Raw genomic sequence first — 15557 nt, forward strand, 5'->3', positions numbered from 1 at the left:
GAAGGCTCTGATCTTTACTTTACAGGCGGCGCGTACATCAGCCCGCCCTGGTTCCACAGCGCATTGATGCCGCGGTCGATCTTGAGCAGGCTGCCCTTGCCGATCGTGCGCTCGAACATTTCACCATAATTGCCGATCTTGGAGACGATATTATAGGCCCATTTCGGCTCAAGTCCGAGCTGCTGGCCGCTATCGCCTTCCGAACCGAGGAAACGGCGCACGTCCGGCTTCTTGGAATTGAGGTCCGCCTCTGCCGAAGCCTGCGTAATGCCCAGTTCCTCAGCCTCAAGCATTGCAAACAGGGTCCAGCGAACGATGTTGAACCATTTGTCGTCGCCCTGGCGGACGGCAGGTCCGAGCGGCTCCTTGGAAATCACTTCCGGCAAAACGGTGAATGCATCGGGTTCGGCAAGCTTCAGACGTTGCGCATAAAGTGCGGACGCATCGGTCGTGTAAACGTCACAGCGACCCGTTTCAAACGCCTTCAGGATACCATCGGCAGAATCGATCACCACCGGCTCATATTTGATATTGTTGGCATTGAAATAATCGGCAGCGTTCTGTTCGGTGGTCGTACCCTGTTCGGTGCAGACTGACGCGCCGTCGAGTTTCAGCGCGCTATCGATGCCCAGATCCTTGCGGATCATGAAGCCCTGACCGTCATAATAGGCCGTGCCGACGAAATGGACACCCATGCCCGCATCGCGCGAAAGTGTCCAGGTGGTCTGGCGCGAAAGCAGATCGACCGTGCCCGACTGCAACGCAGTGAAGCGCTCCTTGGTCGAAAGCGGTATGAAGCTCACCTTGTCAGGATCGCCGAAGACTGCCGCCGATACAGCGCGGCAGAAATCAATATCGAAGCCGGTCCATTTTCCCTGATCGTCGGGCGACGAAAAGCCTGCAACGCCCTGACTGACGCCGCAATTGATCTTGCCGCGCTCCTTCACGGTCGAAAGCGTATCCGCCTGCGCCCCACTTTGAGCAGACAGGGCAAAGCCCGCCGCCAATAACGAACCCAAAACTATTTTTTTCATTGTTCCTCCTCCCAGAGTTTCAGGCCAGAGTTTCGGCCCAGAATTTCGAAAAAGCCGATCCATTGCCCGGCAGCATGCCGCCGGGCCTGTTGTTATTCACATTCACTCGAAACTAGAGCAGTTCCTGTTTTGATTGAATCATTGGAAATGCTCTATCTGTTTGTTTTTACGCATGTCTTTATCCCGAAACCGGTTACCGCTTTCGGGAGACATGCTCTACTTCAGCGCAGCCGCGAAGCTATCCTCCAGAACGCTCAGCAGATGATCGGCATTGGCGCGCGTGAAGATCATCGGCGGGCGCATTTTCAGAACATTGTCGAACGGACCTTCGGTTCCCATCAGGATGCCGCGTTCGCGCGCGCCATCATTGATCTTCTTGGCCAGAGCCGTTGCCGGTTCCTTGGTCTTGCGATCCGTGACCAGCTCGATACCGAGGAACAGCCCCTGCCCGCGCACATCGCCGATGATATCGAAGCGCTTCTGCATCGAACGGAACCCGTCGATGAGATAGTTGCCTATATCGAGCGCGTTGCGGCGCAGATCGTTGCGTTCAATCACATCCAGCACTGCCAGACCTGTCGCGCAGGAAACCGGATTGCCGCCGAATGTGTTGAAATATTCCATCCCATTGTTGAAGCTGTTGGCTATTTCACGGGTCGTTACCACAGCCGACATCGGATGACCGTTGCCGATGGGCTTGCCCATGGTGACGATATCCGGCACCACGTCCTGCATTTCAAACGCCCACCAGTGGCTACCGACACGGCCGAAGCCGACCTGCACCTCATCCGCGATGCAGACACCACCAGCCGCCCGCACCATCGCGTAGACCTCCTGCAGATAGCCTTCCGGCAGGAAGACCTGACCGGCGACGCTCGGGATCGACTCGGCAATGAAATAAGCCGGGCCGCGTCCAAGGCTTTTGATGGCCTCGATCTGCTCGGCAATGCTTTCAGCAAAGCGCTTGCCATGTTCCGCCAGCGGCCAGTTTTCCGGCGCGCGGTAGCTGTCGGGGATGACGGCCTCGAACACATGGTCCGGACGTCCCTTGCCGCCCTTGCGCTTGTATTTGTAAGGGCTGAGATCAATCAGCTCCTGTGTCGTGCCGTGATAGGCCCAGTCGAGCACCAGCGCATCGCGCTGGCCCGAATGCGCACGTGCCATGCGCAGCGCCAGACTGTTCGCTTCACTGCCCGAGCAGGCAAACGAGGCTACCGTCAAGCCTTCCGGCAAGGTCGCCGTCAGGCGCTCGGCATAGGAAATGATGCTGTCATGCAGATAACGCGTATTGGTGTTGAGGATCGCGGCCTGTCTGGCAATCGCTTCCACCACTTGCGGATGAGCATGACCGAGATGGCAGACATTGTTGAAGCAATCGAGATAGGCACGGCCCCGATTGTCGATCAGCCATGCCCCTTCGCCGCGCACGAACTTGATCGGCTCGGAATAGGAGATGGAGAGGTTCGGCAGCAGAATATCCTTGCGGGCGCTGACGATTTCAGCGCGCGTACGTCCGGTCTGGTGGAACGCTTCTGCCGGAATATCGGCAAGGACTGCGGCATCCGGGAATATATCAGCCCAGACATCGAGATAGGCATATTCGCCAACGCCCAGAATTTCCGCTGCCGTGAGGCCGGTATCGGTCGAAATCTGGAAATGGAGATGCGGCGTCCAGCCACCATTCTCGTGCATGTCGCCCATAGCGCCGACAAGATCACCGGCGGCGAGCTTTTGCCCCGGCTTCAACCGGGCAACAGCTTCATGCGCCATATGGCCCCAGAGCGTGATGAAAGCCGGGCAGCCTTCCGGCTGATGCTCCAGCGCGATAAGCCCGCCATAGCCGAGCGGCGCGGTCTCGATCTCGACGCTTTTCACAGTGGCTGCAAGCGGCGTGTAGACGGGCGTGCCTGCCGGCATGAACAGGTCGAGGCCCAGATGGTGGACACGCCGCTCGCCTTCGACAAAGCGCGAACGGAACGCCTCATCGGTATAGACAGTACGCTTTTCGCCCCATGGACCGATGCCGAGCTGCACATGGTTGCGGGCGCAGAAATCGTCCCACCAGGCGGTCGCTTCCTTCGGGCGCTGCCCGGCGGAATCGACCGTCATCACATGAGCCGGGTCGCCATAGGGCACCAGCGCCTTGGTCATGGTCGCCGGATGCGGGTGAACGATCGGGGCGAAGTTCTTTCGGTTGGCACTGATCCAGTCGCGCACCGCACCCGCACCGTCGACAGCATCGAAACCGCAGGCCTTGCGCAAAATGGCGGTGGCAAAGCGCGGGTTCATGGCATCGAGCTTGTGCAGAAGCCGCCATGCAGGCGCTTCGCTGATCGCAAGATAAGGATTATCATCGGTCTTTTCGCGGCGTGAGGCCGACAGCGTGACGCTCGTGACGAGGCGCATCGCAATCAGATCGAATATGAGATCGATTTCCTGCGGCAAAAGCGGATATTTCGCATGGAACCCGGCAGCAAGAGCTGCGGCTGCACCAATCGGGTCGTCCATGTCCAGAATGGAATAGGCAGCGGCAATTGCCACTTCGGCGACCAGAACGGTGTGGACCGCATCGCCGAAATCGATCAGCCCGGCGATACGCTCGTTGTCCTGTGGGTCGACCAGCACATTCCAGTCATTGGCGTCGCTGTGGATCACCTGGGCGCGCTGGAGCGGCAGCTTTGGCGCGACATCGCGCTCGAAACGAACAAGGAAACGCTCGACGACGGCGCGGTCTTCCGGCTTGTCGATGAAATGCAGGCGGTCACGCGCCCGGCCCGCATGGCGCACGTCCCAGTCGAAATCGCGCAAGGCGCCCGGATGAATGAAGCCCTGCAAGGCGCGGTCCAGTTGCCCCAGCGCACCGCCCAGATTGTGCATCAGCGTGTTGGTGCGCTTGACCTCGGCCAGCGGCGTTCCGGGAAGCCAGCTTGCCACCCGCAACGCATGCGGCTTGCCCGCTTCCTTTTCGATAGAGGCCAGCACCTCACCCGACAGGCTCGCCTTCAGGCGCGGCACGGCAAGCGCCGGATCGGCCTTGGCCAGATGCTGCAGCAGCGCGGTCTGGAACTCGCTTTCGACACGCGGCTCGCTGGCATTGACGACCTTCAGAATCCAGCCCCCCGATCCATTGCCCGTCTTCAGCCGGAAATTGCGGTCGCGCTCGCTGTCGAGCGGCGAGGCACTCGCCGTCACGCCGAAATGAAGCTGGGCCAGCACTTCAGCCTCTTGCGGAGAAAAATCGGGAGCGGGATGCGAAAGATCGGTCATGGGAGGCGCTTCACGGGTTGAATATGAATGGGAAGTAACAGGATGAGCTTGGCATGTCCGCGATTTTCAGGCATCAGAAAAGGCGTCGGTCAGACCGGCACTTTGCCGGAATGGACCGGTACATTTACGGCAGCACGAAAGAACCGACCATGCGGGAACTGGATGCGAAAGATCGCGAGATACTGGCCATTCTCTCCAAGGAAGCGCGCATTCCGCTGAAAACGCTGGCGGGCCGCATCGGTCTTTCGCGCAGCGCAACCGGGGAGCGCGTCGCCAATCTTGAGAAGAATGGTGTCATTCGCGGCTACAGGGCGGATATCGGCCAGATCGACAAGAATGTCATTCGCGCCATGATTCTGGTCAGTCTCAAGCGCACCCCGGCACTCGGCCTCCTCGATGAACTGGCGCGTCATGCCGAAGTGCGCCGGGTCTCCTCGGTGAGCGGCCAGCTCGATTTGATTGTCGAGGTTGAAGTCCCCTCCATAGACCGGCTCAACAGCCTGCGCGATCTCATCGCCACTCATGAAACTGTAGAGGATCTCACTACGGCAATTGTGCTTCGCCGTGATATCGAGCGTGAAACCGTTTGAAATCAGGCTCCACAACTTTAGTTTGGACTACTACAATTTAAGGTAGACATTCTACCGCAAGTCGAACATAACGCCCCTGGGTTGAAAAGGAGGGGACATGAAGACGCTTAATCTATTCATTATCGGGTTCGGCTTTACCGCGCTCGTCATCACATGCATTTTCGCCATTGGCGGCGGTACGATCTGACCGGCAACGAACGACAATCTCCCTATAATTCATGCCCGCAGCAGGGATTCCCCAAGGAAAATTGCTGAAGATTCGCGCACCGAGCGGATCATGAAATCGCTCAGCACCCGGATTCGCGGTGCGGCCACCACATCAATGTGGCAGCTCATCCAGTATTCACGCACCAGATGCATTTCGCGCGGCAGAACCGGAACCAGTTCCGGATGCCGACTGGCGATGAAGTAAGGCAGCACGCACAGGCCATAGCCGATCTGCGTGGCGATAAGCTGCGCATGGATGCTTGAACTTTGATAGGTGCAGCGCTGCCCCGGCAGGATTTCGCGCATGTAATCGAGACCGGGCGTGAACACCATGTCGTCGATGTAGCCGATGAACGGGTGCCGTGCCATATCCTCGCGCGTCCTGATCGGCGGATGCCGCTCCAGATAATCGCGATGACCATAAATAAAAAGCCGATACGGCGTCAGCTTCTCGCTGTGATAGGGGCCGGTGCGCGGCATATGCAGCGTGATCGACAATTCCGCCTCGCGACGTGACAGCGACATGATCTGCTGGATCGTCACCACCTCCACGAACAGGCTCGGATAGGATTGCGCCAGCACCGGCAGACGGTCGGCAAGAAAGAAATTGCCGAAACCTTCCAGCGTCGAAAGGCGAACGACGCCTGACAGCGCCGCCAGATTGCCGGTGGCTTCGGTCTGGAACTTCATCGCCTCACGTTCCATGACTTCGGCGGAGTTCACCAGCCGTTCGCCGATCGGCGTCAGCAGATAGCCGCGCGGATTGCGCTCGAACAGCTTGGTCGCAAGGGCCTGTTCCAGCCGGTCGATCCGACGCAGAACCGTGACATGGCTGGTGCGCAATTGCCGCGCCGCCGTCGAGAGCTGGCCGGTGCGCGCAACCGCAAGAAAATATTGCAGATCGTCCCATGTGAACTGCCGCATGCACCCCTCCCAAACAATTGCAGCAGCTTATGCTGCTCTATCTGTACGTTTTTGAACAGACGGTGTTCAAAAATTGTTGTTCGTGTACGCATTTGTCAATGCTACCGTTCTAATTCAAAGCCCGAGCGGAGGAACAAATCGGGCGCAAGGGAGGGATGAACGACAAAGAGGATAAGTCGTTTCCTGCCTGGCAAAGACTGCTTGAAGGAGGATGCCGTGCGGTTTTTCCGCAATGGCTCAAAGTGTTGATTGGGAGGAGCACTTCATGAAATGTCTCGCACTTGCAACGGCAGCGCTTTTCGCCGCCACGGCCATTTCGTCGGCAGCGGAAATTTCCGACGGCAAGGTCAAGATCGGCATTCTGAACGACCAGTCGGGTGTCTATGCCGACTTCGGCGGCAAATGGTCGTTCGAAGCTGCCAAGATGGCAGCCGAAGATTTTGGCGGCAAAGTGCTCGATGCGCCAATTGAGATCATCACGGCGGACCACCAGAACAAACCGGACGTCGCCTCGAACATTGCCCGCCAATGGTACGACACGGAGCAGGTCGATTCCATCATGGAACTGACAACCTCGTCGGTCGGCCTCGCTGTGCAGGCTTTGTCGAAAGACAAGAAAAAGATCACCATCAACACAGGCGCAGCCACGTCGGAACTGACCGGCAAGCAGTGCACGCCTTATGGCTTCCACTGGGCCTATGACACCCATGCGCTTGCCGTCGGCACTGGCGGCTCGCTTGTGCAGCAGGGCGGCGATACCTGGTTCTTCCTCACTGCCGATTATGCATTCGGCTATTCGCTGGAAGAGCAGACAAGCAAATTCGTCGAATCCAAGGGCGGCAAGGTGCTGGGTTCCGTACGCCACCCGCTGGCAACGACCGATTATTCCTCCTTCCTGCTGCAGGCACAGGCCTCCGGCGCGAAGGTCGTGGGCCTCGCCAATGCCGGTCTCGACACGTCCAATGCGATCAAGCAGGCGGCTGAATTCGGCATCGTTGCCGGTGGACAGCGCCTCGCGGCCCTGCTCTTTACCCTGTCGGAAGTGCACGGTCTCGGCCTCGAAGCCGCTCAAGGCCTGACGCTGACTGAAGGTTTCTACTGGGATCGTGACGATGAATCGCGTGAATTCGGCAAGCGTTTCTTCGAGCGCACGGGCCGTATGCCGAACATGATCCAGGCAGGCACCTATTCCGCTGTCACCCAGTATCTGAAGGCGATCAAGGAAGCAGGCACGGATGAAACCGAAGCCGTCGCCAAGAAGCTTCATGAAATGCCGGTCGAAGACGTCTTTGCCCGTCATGGCAAGGTCGGCCCCAACGGACGCATGATCTATGACATGTATCTGATGGAAGTGAAGAAGCCTGATGAAAGCAAGGCGCCATGGGACTATTATAAGGTTCTAGCAACCATTCCCGGCGATCAGGCCTACATGAAGCCGGAAGAAAGCGGCTGCCCGCTGGTAACGCAGTAAGAGGCTGGTTGAATGAACGCAGCAACTGGCAATATGACGGCCCTGCCTGAAGCAGGGCCGAACGATGGTGGCTCATCTGGCGGTCGGACGGTTCTTTCGGCGCGCGGACTGGGCAAGTCGTTTGGCGGCTTTTACGCGGTGAAGAATGTCGATCTTGATGTGGAACATGCCCGCGTTCACGCGCTGATCGGCCCGAACGGCGCAGGCAAGACCACTGTTTTCAACCTCCTGACCAAATTCTTGCAGCCGTCGAGTGGCGAGATCACGCTTCTGGGCGAGACCATCACCAAGACCGATCCGGCCAGGGTGGCCCGCATGGGGCTGGTGCGCTCGTTCCAGATTTCAGCAACCTTTCCGCATCTGACTGTCCTGGAAAATGTGAAGGTCGCATTGCAGCGCCCCAACGGGCTTGCCACGCAATTCTGGCGGTCGCTCTCGGCACTCGACCGGCTCGATGCGCAGGCCGTCGAGCTTCTGGAACGTGTCGGCCTTGCCGATGCCCGTCATGCGCAGGCCGCCGATCTGTCCTATGGCCGCAAGCGCGCACTTGAGATCGCCACCACGCTGGCGCTCGATCCGAAAGTGCTGCTGCTCGACGAGCCGATGGCAGGCATGGGCCATGAAGACGTCCACATCATTGCCGCCCTCATTGCCGATGTGGCGAAGGACCGCGCGGTGCTGATGGTCGAACACAATCTCAAGGTGGTGGCCGACATTGCCCACCACGTCACGGTGCTGCAGCGCGGCGAAATCCTCGCCTCCGGCGATTATGCCACCGTCTCCAAAGACGAGCGCGTGCGCACCGCCTATATGGGAACCGAACATGACTAGAGGCCAACCGCTATTATCCGTGCGCGGGCTCAATGCCTGGTATGGCGAAAGCCATGCCCTGCACGGCGTCGACCTCGATATCTGGCCCGGCGAAACCATCACGCTTCTGGGCCGCAATGGCGTCGGCAAGACGACGACGCTGCGCGCCATCATGGGTATCATCCGCAAGCGCACCGGCAGTATCACCCTCGGCGGCAAGGACATCATGCGTGTGCCTTTGCACCGCATCGCCTATGAAGGTCTGGGCTTTGTGCCGGAAGAACGCGGCATCTTCGCCACGCTCAGCGTGCATGAGAACCTGCTACTGCCGCCGGTCGTCGCCAAAGGCGAGCAGAGCCTGATGTCATTGGACGAGATTTACGCGCTTTTCCCCAACCTGCATGAACGGCGCACCAGCCCCGGCACCAAACTGTCGGGCGGCGAACAGCAGATGCTGGCCATTGCGCGCATCCTGCGCACCGGCGTGAAGGTGCTGCTGCTGGACGAGCCGACCGAAGGTCTGGCGCCTGTCATCGTGCAGCGCATCGGCGATGTGCTGGTGGAATTGAAGAAGCGCGGCATGACCATCCTGCTGGTCGAGCAGAACTTCCGCTTTGCCGCCAAGGTCGCGGACCGCTTCTATCTCATGGATCATGGCGTGGTGACGGAGAACTTCCCGACCGCCGAGCTGCCCGACCGCATGGCAGCCCTGAACGAAGCCTTGGGAGTCTGACATGACAATGATCTTCGGTATCCCCCTGCAGGCGCTTCTCGGGCAGTTGCTGGTCGGCCTCATCAACGGCTCGTTCTATGCCATGCTGAGCCTTGGCCTTGCCATCATCTTCGGGCTTTTGCGCATCATCAACTTTGCCCATGGCGCTCAATATATGCTGGGTGCCTTTGTCGGTTATCTGCTGTTGAGCTGGCTTGGCATCGGTTATTGGCCAGCGCTTATCCTCGCCCCGCTCATCGTCGGGCTGGGCGGCGCGATCGTCGAGCGCGTGGCCCTGTCGCGGCTCTACAATCTCGACCCGCTCTATGGCCTGCTCTTCACCTTCGGCCTTGCCCTCGTGATCGAAGGCACGTTCCGCTATTATTATGGCGCTGCCGGCCAGCCCTATGCGGTGCCGCCTTCGCTTGCGGGCGGACACAATCTCGGCTTCATGTTCCTGCCGAACTATCGTGCCTGGGTCGTCGTCGCCTCGCTCTTCGTCTGCCTTGGCACCTGGCTCCTGATCGAAAAGACCAAGCTCGGCGCCTATCTGCGCGCCGCAACGGAAAACCCCACTTTGGTAAAAGCCTTCGGCATCAATGTGCCGCTGCTCCTCACCTTCACCTATGCGTTGGGTGCGGCGCTTGCCGGTGTGGCTGGCATCATGGCCGCGCCGATCTATCAGGTCAGTCCGCTGATGGGCTCCAACATCATCATCGTGGTCTTTGCCGTGGTGGTCGTCGGCGGCATGGGCTCGATCCTCGGCGCCATCATCACCGGCTATGTGCTGGGGCTGGCGGAAGGGCTCACCAAGGTCTTCTATCCGGAAGCCTCCAGCATCGTCATCTTCGTCATCATGGCTATCGTCCTTCTGGTTCGACCCGCCGGACTGTTCGGGAAGGAGGCCTGATATGGCTGATACCGCTCTCAAGCCCGCCCTCAAGGCAACCGCGACCCCGCGCGACAGCAAGGCGCCTGCCGTCAACAGCCTCTCGATCATCGTGCTCGGCATTGCCCTCGTCGGGCTGCTGGCAGCACCCTTCATGGTCTATCCCATCTTCCTGATGAAGATGCTGTGCTTTGCGCTGTTTGCCTCCGCCTTCAACCTTCTGTTGGGCTATACCGGCATTCTATCCTTCGGCCATGCGGCCTTCTTCGGCGGTGCTGCCTATATCACGGCCCATACGGTGAAAGTCTGGGGTGTCACGCCGGAACTCGGCCTCGTGCTGGGCGTTCTCGCCGCAGCAGCGCTTGGCCTCGTCATCGGTTATCTCGCCATTCGCCGCCAGGGCATTTATTCGACGATGATTACGCTGGCGCTGGCGCAGATGTTCTTCTTCTTCTGCCTGCAAGCCTCCTTCACCCATGGCGAGGACGGATTGCAGGGCGTGCCGCGCGGGTTTCTCTTCGGCATCATCGACCTCAACCAGCCGATGAACATGTATTACTTCGTGCTGGCCGTGTTCGTCCTTGGTGTCTTTATCATCTGGCGCATCATCAACTCGCCCTTCGGCATGATCCTGAAATCGGTGCGCGAAAATGAAAACCGCGCGATCTCGCTCGGTTACTCCGTCAACCGCTACAAGCTTGCAGCCTTCGTCATGTCGGCAGGGCTTGCAGGCCTCGCGGGCGGCTTGAAAGCGCTTGTCTTCCAGTTTGCAACGCTGACCGATGTCGGCTGGCAGATGTCGGGCGAGGTCATCCTGATGACGCTGCTCGGCGGCATCGGCACGCTGATCGGACCCATCGTCGGCGCCGCCTTCGTCGTCGCACTGCAGAACTATCTCGCTACATCCGACTTCCCAGTCACAATCGTCACGGGCCTCATCTTCATGGCATGCGTCCTCCTCTTCCGGAAAGGAATCGTAGGCGAGTTCTATGCATCGCGGATTGGAAAGAAACTCTTCGGCTAACCAACATTTCGGGAGCCGCACGCTCGCTCGATAGCGGCTTCGCCTTTTACTGGATATGAGATCATGACCGACACCTACGATTACATCGTGGTTGGCGCGGGCACGGCAGGTTGCGCCCTCGCGAACCGGCTTTCCGCAGACCAGAACCGCTCCGTACTGCTGCTGGAAGCAGGCGGAAAAGACAATTACGCCTGGATTCACATCCCGGTTGGCTATCTCTATTGCATCGGCAATCCACGCACCGACTGGTGCTTCACCACGGAAGCCGAACCGGGACTGAACGGACGTTCGCTCGGCTATCCGCGCGGCAAGGTGTTGGGCGGCTGCTCCTCGATCAATGGCATGATCTATATGCGCGGTCAGGCTCGCGACTACGATCTGTGGCGTCAGGCCGGGTGCGACGGCTGGGGCTGGGACGATGTCCTGCCGCTGTTCAAGAAGTCGGAAGATTATTTTGCAGGCGCTAGCGATCTGCACGGCGCGGGTGGCGAATGGCGCGTCGAAAGCGCCCGCCTGCACTGGGATATTCTGGATGCCTTCCGCGACGCAGCCGTATCTGCGGGCATCCCCGCCATCGACGATTTCAATCGCGGCGACAATGAAGGCGTGTCCTATTTCAAGGTCAACCAGAAGCGCGGCATCCGGTGGAATACGGCCAAGGCCTTTCTGCGCCCGGCACGAGGCCGCAAGAACCTGCGTGTCGAAACCGGCGCGCATGTGCGCCGCATCGAGATCGAGGAACTGCGCGCCACCGGCGTCACTTTCGACCAGAACGGCACCACCCGCACGGTGAAGGCAAAGCGCGAGGTCATTCTCGCTGCCGGTGCGGTCGGATCGCCGCAAATCCTCGAATTGTCGGGCATCGGGCGCGGCGACGTGCTGCAGCAGGCGGGTATCCCGGTCACGCTGGAGCGCAGGCAGCTTGGCGAAAACCTTCAGGATCACCTGCAATTGCGCTGTGCATATAAGGTCACCGGCATTCCGACGCTCAACGAGAAGGCAAACAAGCTGGTTGGCAAGGCGATGATCGGGCTGGAATATCTGCTGCGGCAATCCGGGCCGATGTCCATGGCGCCAAGCCAGCTCGGCGTCTTCACCCGTTCGGACCCGTCCTTTGAGACCGCCAATCTGCAATATCACGTGCAGCCGCTCAGTCTCGAAAAATTCGGCGAAAACGTTCACCCCTTCCCTGCCTTCACGGCAAGCGTGTGCAATCTGCGCCCCGACAGCCGCGGCTCGATCCATATCAAATCGCCGGATCATCGCGCCCAACCGGCAATCAAGCCGAATTATCTCGCCACCGAAAGCGACCGCCGCGTTGCCGCCGACGCCATCCGTATCACGCGCCGTATCGTGGCACAGGCACCGTTGCAGAAGTTCCGCCCCGAGGAATTCAAGCCCGGCCCCACTTACGAAACGCAGGAGCAATTGGAAAAGGCGGCCGGCGATATCGGCACGACGATCTTCCATCCGGTCGGCACCTGCCGCATGGGACAGGACGCGGAAGCAATCGTCGATCCGCGCCTGCGCTTCAACGGCATTGCGGGCCTTCGCGTCGCCGACGCCTCGGTCATGCCGACCATCACTTCCGGCAACACCAACTCGCCGACTCTCATGATCGCCGAGAAGGCCGCACAGATGATTATTGCCGACAACCGCTAGAACCAGATTCCTGTGAAGACGGTGAGCGGAAATGGCAATCCGCTCACCGTCTTGTGAACGCAATTTCGGCATCATCGCTCTGGCAAATTCTGAAATAATTTTCCTTGTTTATTGCCCGACAAAAGGGAATTATCGGCAACAAGGTGGGCAGGGGGAGAAAGATCATCTCAAAAGATCGCTTTCCGGGACCGGCTCTCCAAAAGTCTTTAAACAAGGAAAACAAAATGTCGTCAGTCCTTTCCCGCTATACGCTGACCCGTCGCGCCGGTCTGAAAGCCCTCCTCTTCACCGCAGCCGCACTGACTGTCGGCTTCGCGTCGGCGCCGAGCCACGCAGAAGACAAGACCATCAAGGTCGGCATCATGGGCGGTGAAGATGAAGACGTCTGGAAAGTCGTTGCCGAAGAAGGCAAAAAGCACGGCCTCAACATCGAGCGCGTGACCTTCAACGATTACAACCAGCCGAATGAAGCTCTGGAACGCAAGGAAATCGACGCCAACGCCTTCCAGCACAAGCCTTATCTGGATGAGCAGATCAAGCAGCACGGCTACAAGATCAGCGTTGCCGGCTACACCGCCGTCTGGCCGATCGGCATCTATTCACGCAAGCACAAGAGCCTTGACGAGCTGAAGGAAGGCGCGGTGGTCGGCGTGCCGAACGATCCGTCGAACGAAGGCCGTGCGCTTCGCGTCCTGGAAGAAAAGGGCCTCATCAAGCTTAAGCCGGATGCAGGCATTCTGGCCACCCCGATCGACATCGTCGAAAACCCGAAGAAGCTTGAGATCAAGGAACTCGACGCCGGTGTTGTTGGTCGTTCCATCGACGATCTTGATGCAGCCATCGTGAACAACGACTGGGCAGCAAAGGCAGGCCTCAACAAGGAAGAGGTAATCGGCTGGGAATCGAAGGAAAACAACCCGTACAACAACTTCATCGCAGTCCGCACCGAAGATGAAAACGCCGAATGGGTGAAGAATCTCGTGGCTTCGTTCCAGAACGACGCCGTGAAGGCCGAAATCGACCGTGCCTACAAGGGCACCGGCATCCCGGCCTGGAAATAATTGCCTTTGATGCTTGAAAGACCGCGCCGGAACCGTTTCCGGCGCGGCTTTTATTGACGTACCGACAAAAATTGCCCTAAAGCATCGCCACAGCAAAAGCTGATGGCTTGAGCGAGGCATCATCCTTCCTTGAACCTTAATAAAACAGCCGCTGTTCGCAGCGGCGCATCAAACTATAGAAGAATCGACCGTGACCATTGAAAAGCCACCCGCCACATCAGCGCCCATCGTCGAGATGAAAGACGTGCGCCGAATGTTCGGCGATACGGCAGCTATCAACGGCGTTTCGCTTTCCGTCGCGCGCGGCGAAATTCTCGGCATCATCGGTCGCAGCGGCGCGGGCAAGTCCACGCTGATCCGTTGCGTCAACGGCCTTGAAAAGCCGGATGCCGGTTCGATCCTGATCGAAGGGCGCGAAATCACCGGCCTTGGCGAAGACGCACTGCGTCCCGTGCGCCGTCGCATCGGCATGGTGTTCCAGCATTTCAACCTGCTTTCAGCCAAGACGGTTGCGGAAAACATCGCTTTGCCGCTGAAGATCGCGGGGAAGCCGAAGGCTGAACGCGCCAAGCGTGTTGCGGAACTTCTGGAACTGGTCGGCCTTTCCGACAAGGCAAAGCACTATCCCGCCCAGCTTTCCGGCGGCCAGAAACAGCGCGTTGGCATTGCCCGTGCCCTTGCTGCCGAACCGGCTGTACTGCTTTCGGACGAAGCGACGTCCGCGCTCGACCCGGAAACCACCCAGTCCATTCTGGCCCTGCTGAAAGACATCAACACCAAGCTCGGCCTTACCATCCTGCTCATCACGCATGAGATGGAAGTGATCCGCCGCATTGCCGACCGCGTGATCGTGCTGGACCACGGCGCCATCGCCGAGGAAGGCCCGGTCTGGAAGGTCTTCGCCAATCCGCAATCGCCCGTCACGCAGAGCATGTTGCAGGTGCTGACACCGGAACTGCCTGCCATCTGGCGCGACCGGCTGGAGAAATCCGGCGCCCTCGCCGTGCTGAAGGTAAAGCTGTCGGGCGCAGCCGCAAAAGGCGCGTTCTTCAACAATGTCGCTGCTGCCACCGGCGTGGCACCGCAGCTCATCCATGGCGGCATGGATACGATCCAGGGTGAGCCGGTCGGCACGCTCTTCATCGGCCTGCCCGCACAGGACAAGGCGAAACTCGACGCCGCAATCACCTATCTCAACATCCATGCAGACGCCACGGAGGTACTCGGCTATGTCTCAGGCGATGCTTGATCTTCTCTGGCGCTCCTTCTGGGAGACCATCATCATGACCGGCTTTTCGAGCCTGATTTCGCTCGTCGTCGGTCTGCCGCTGGCACTCATCATGATCCTGACGGAGCGTGGCGGCCTTGCACAGAACCTGACGCTGAACACGATCCTTGGCGCCATCATCAATGGCTTCCGCTCGGTTCCGTTCATTATTCTGCTGGTGGCGCTCATTCCCGTCACGCGCTTCATCGTCGGCACGTCAATCGGCACATGGGCCTCCATCGTGCCGCTTTCCATTGCCGCTATTCCCTATTATGCGCGCATTGCGGAAGTATCGCTGCGTGAAGTGGATCATGGCCTCATCGAAGCCGCACGCTCCATGGGCGCAAATCGCTGGACCATCGTGCGCGAAGTGCTCGTCCCCGAAGCCCTGCCCGGCATCATCGCAGGCTTCACGGTCACGATCATCACACTGGTCGGCGCATCGGCAATGGCGGGCGCTATTGGCGCAGGCGGTCTCGGCGATCTCGCCATTCGCTACGGCTATCAGCGCTTCGAGACGCAGATCATGATCGCGGTTGTAATCATCCTCATCATCATGGTTTGCGGCATCCAGTGGATCGGCGACCGGCTGGTGAGCCGTCTCGACAAGCGCAACCTACGCGCCTGATCTGTTCCCTG

13 protein-coding genes are annotated in these 15557 nt (G+C 59.2%); 10 read left to right on the top strand and 3 right to left on the bottom strand.

What is annotated here, in order from left to right; genetic code table 11:
* Positions 1-14: 14 nt before the first annotated feature.
* Positions 15-1034 (bottom strand): amino acid ABC transporter substrate-binding protein, encoded by a 1020-nt coding sequence (locus tag F9K91_RS02805; RefSeq protein WP_061345798.1) that lies wholly within the window; start codon positions 1032-1034, stop codon positions 15-17.
* A 216-nt stretch (positions 1035-1250) separates the two neighbouring features.
* Entirely contained in the window at positions 1251-4301 is a 3051-nt protein-coding gene (locus F9K91_RS02810) for an aminotransferase class III-fold pyridoxal phosphate-dependent enzyme (RefSeq protein WP_151677145.1), read from the bottom strand.
* Between the two features lie 149 nt (positions 4302-4450).
* Between F9K91_RS02810 and F9K91_RS02815 the strand changes: the two genes are divergently transcribed.
* Entirely contained in the window at positions 4451-4891 is a 441-nt protein-coding gene (locus F9K91_RS02815) for an Lrp/AsnC family transcriptional regulator (protein ID WP_109987376.1), read from the top strand.
* Between the two features lie 216 nt (positions 4892-5107).
* Here the strand turns inward: F9K91_RS02815 and F9K91_RS02820 are convergent, their stop codons facing one another.
* Positions 5108-6022 carry a LysR family transcriptional regulator gene (locus tag F9K91_RS02820; protein WP_151556001.1) on the bottom strand — a complete coding sequence of 305 codons (915 nt, stop codon included), beginning with the start codon at positions 6020-6022 and terminating at the stop codon, positions 5108-5110.
* Positions 6023-6287: 265 nt separating this feature from the next.
* On the opposite strand from F9K91_RS02820, the gene F9K91_RS02825 reads away from it, so the two are divergent.
* The 9 genes from F9K91_RS02825 to F9K91_RS02865 all read left to right on the top strand — a co-directional run bounded on the left by F9K91_RS02825 (position 6288) and on the right by F9K91_RS02865 (position 15546).
* A complete protein-coding gene (locus tag F9K91_RS02825) occupies positions 6288-7493 on the top strand; it encodes an ABC transporter substrate-binding protein (RefSeq protein WP_151556002.1) in 1206 nt (401 codons plus the stop codon).
* Between the two features lie 12 nt (positions 7494-7505).
* Complete coding sequence (locus tag F9K91_RS02830) at positions 7506-8324, top strand: ABC transporter ATP-binding protein (protein ID WP_151653712.1); 819 nt, start codon at positions 7506-7508, stop codon at positions 8322-8324.
* Positions 8317-9036, top strand: coding sequence for an ABC transporter ATP-binding protein (locus F9K91_RS02835; protein ID WP_151677146.1), 720 nt, complete (start codon positions 8317-8319; stop codon positions 9034-9036). The genes F9K91_RS02830 and F9K91_RS02835 overlap by 8 nt, the downstream gene beginning before the upstream one ends.
* A gap of 1 nt (position 9037) precedes the next feature.
* Positions 9038-9925 (top strand): branched-chain amino acid ABC transporter permease, encoded by an 888-nt coding sequence (locus F9K91_RS02840; RefSeq protein WP_151677147.1) that lies wholly within the window; start codon positions 9038-9040, stop codon positions 9923-9925.
* A 1-nt stretch (position 9926) separates the two neighbouring features.
* The gene (locus tag F9K91_RS02845) at positions 9927-10928 is read left to right on the top strand and encodes a branched-chain amino acid ABC transporter permease (RefSeq protein ID WP_061345793.1); all 1002 of its coding nucleotides are present in this window, start codon (positions 9927-9929) and stop codon (positions 10926-10928) included.
* A gap of 63 nt (positions 10929-10991) precedes the next feature.
* Positions 10992-12590: a GMC family oxidoreductase gene (locus F9K91_RS02850; RefSeq protein ID WP_151556006.1), complete on the top strand. Its 1599-nt coding sequence runs from the start codon at positions 10992-10994 to the stop codon at positions 12588-12590.
* 224 nt (positions 12591-12814) lie between these two features.
* Positions 12815-13651 carry a MetQ/NlpA family ABC transporter substrate-binding protein gene (locus F9K91_RS02855; RefSeq protein ID WP_151556007.1) on the top strand — a complete coding sequence of 279 codons (837 nt, stop codon included), beginning with the start codon at positions 12815-12817 and terminating at the stop codon, positions 13649-13651.
* 190 nt (positions 13652-13841) lie between these two features.
* On the top strand, positions 13842-14900 hold the full coding sequence (locus tag F9K91_RS02860) for a methionine ABC transporter ATP-binding protein (protein ID WP_151677148.1): 1059 nt from the start codon (positions 13842-13844) through the stop codon (positions 14898-14900).
* Positions 14881-15546 carry a methionine ABC transporter permease gene (locus F9K91_RS02865; protein ID WP_010659461.1) on the top strand — a complete coding sequence of 222 codons (666 nt, stop codon included), beginning with the start codon at positions 14881-14883 and terminating at the stop codon, positions 15544-15546. Before F9K91_RS02860 ends, F9K91_RS02865 begins: the two co-directional genes overlap by 20 nt.
* Positions 15547-15557 lie beyond the last annotated feature (11 nt).

It is taken from the genome of Brucella tritici (genome assembly GCF_008932295.1).
In the GTDB taxonomy this organism is placed as follows: domain Bacteria; phylum Pseudomonadota; class Alphaproteobacteria; order Rhizobiales; family Rhizobiaceae; genus Brucella; species Brucella tritici.

What these genes read in the sequence shown, in the direction of transcription:
- F9K91_RS02805 (WP_061345798.1), bottom strand. Translation starts at nt 1,034, where the DNA reads ATGAAAAAAATAGTTTTGGGTTCGTTATTGGCGGCGGGCTTTGCCCTG.
- F9K91_RS02810 (WP_151677145.1), bottom strand. Translation starts at nt 4,301, where the DNA reads ATGACCGATCTTTCGCATCCCGCTCCCGATTTTTCTCCGCAAGAGGCT.
- F9K91_RS02815 (WP_109987376.1), top strand. Translation starts at nt 4,451, where the DNA reads ATGCGGGAACTGGATGCGAAAGATCGCGAGATACTGGCCATTCTCTCC.
- F9K91_RS02820 (WP_151556001.1), bottom strand. Translation starts at nt 6,022, where the DNA reads ATGCGGCAGTTCACATGGGACGATCTGCAATATTTTCTTGCGGTTGCG.
- F9K91_RS02825 (WP_151556002.1), top strand. Translation starts at nt 6,288, where the DNA reads ATGAAATGTCTCGCACTTGCAACGGCAGCGCTTTTCGCCGCCACGGCC.
- F9K91_RS02830 (WP_151653712.1), top strand. Translation starts at nt 7,506, where the DNA reads ATGAACGCAGCAACTGGCAATATGACGGCCCTGCCTGAAGCAGGGCCG.
- F9K91_RS02835 (WP_151677146.1), top strand. Translation starts at nt 8,317, where the DNA reads ATGACTAGAGGCCAACCGCTATTATCCGTGCGCGGGCTCAATGCCTGG.
- F9K91_RS02840 (WP_151677147.1), top strand. Translation starts at nt 9,038, where the DNA reads ATGACAATGATCTTCGGTATCCCCCTGCAGGCGCTTCTCGGGCAGTTG.
- F9K91_RS02845 (WP_061345793.1), top strand. Translation starts at nt 9,927, where the DNA reads ATGGCTGATACCGCTCTCAAGCCCGCCCTCAAGGCAACCGCGACCCCG.
- F9K91_RS02850 (WP_151556006.1), top strand. Translation starts at nt 10,992, where the DNA reads ATGACCGACACCTACGATTACATCGTGGTTGGCGCGGGCACGGCAGGT.
- F9K91_RS02855 (WP_151556007.1), top strand. Translation starts at nt 12,815, where the DNA reads ATGTCGTCAGTCCTTTCCCGCTATACGCTGACCCGTCGCGCCGGTCTG.
- F9K91_RS02865 (WP_010659461.1), top strand. Translation starts at nt 14,881, where the DNA reads ATGTCTCAGGCGATGCTTGATCTTCTCTGGCGCTCCTTCTGGGAGACC.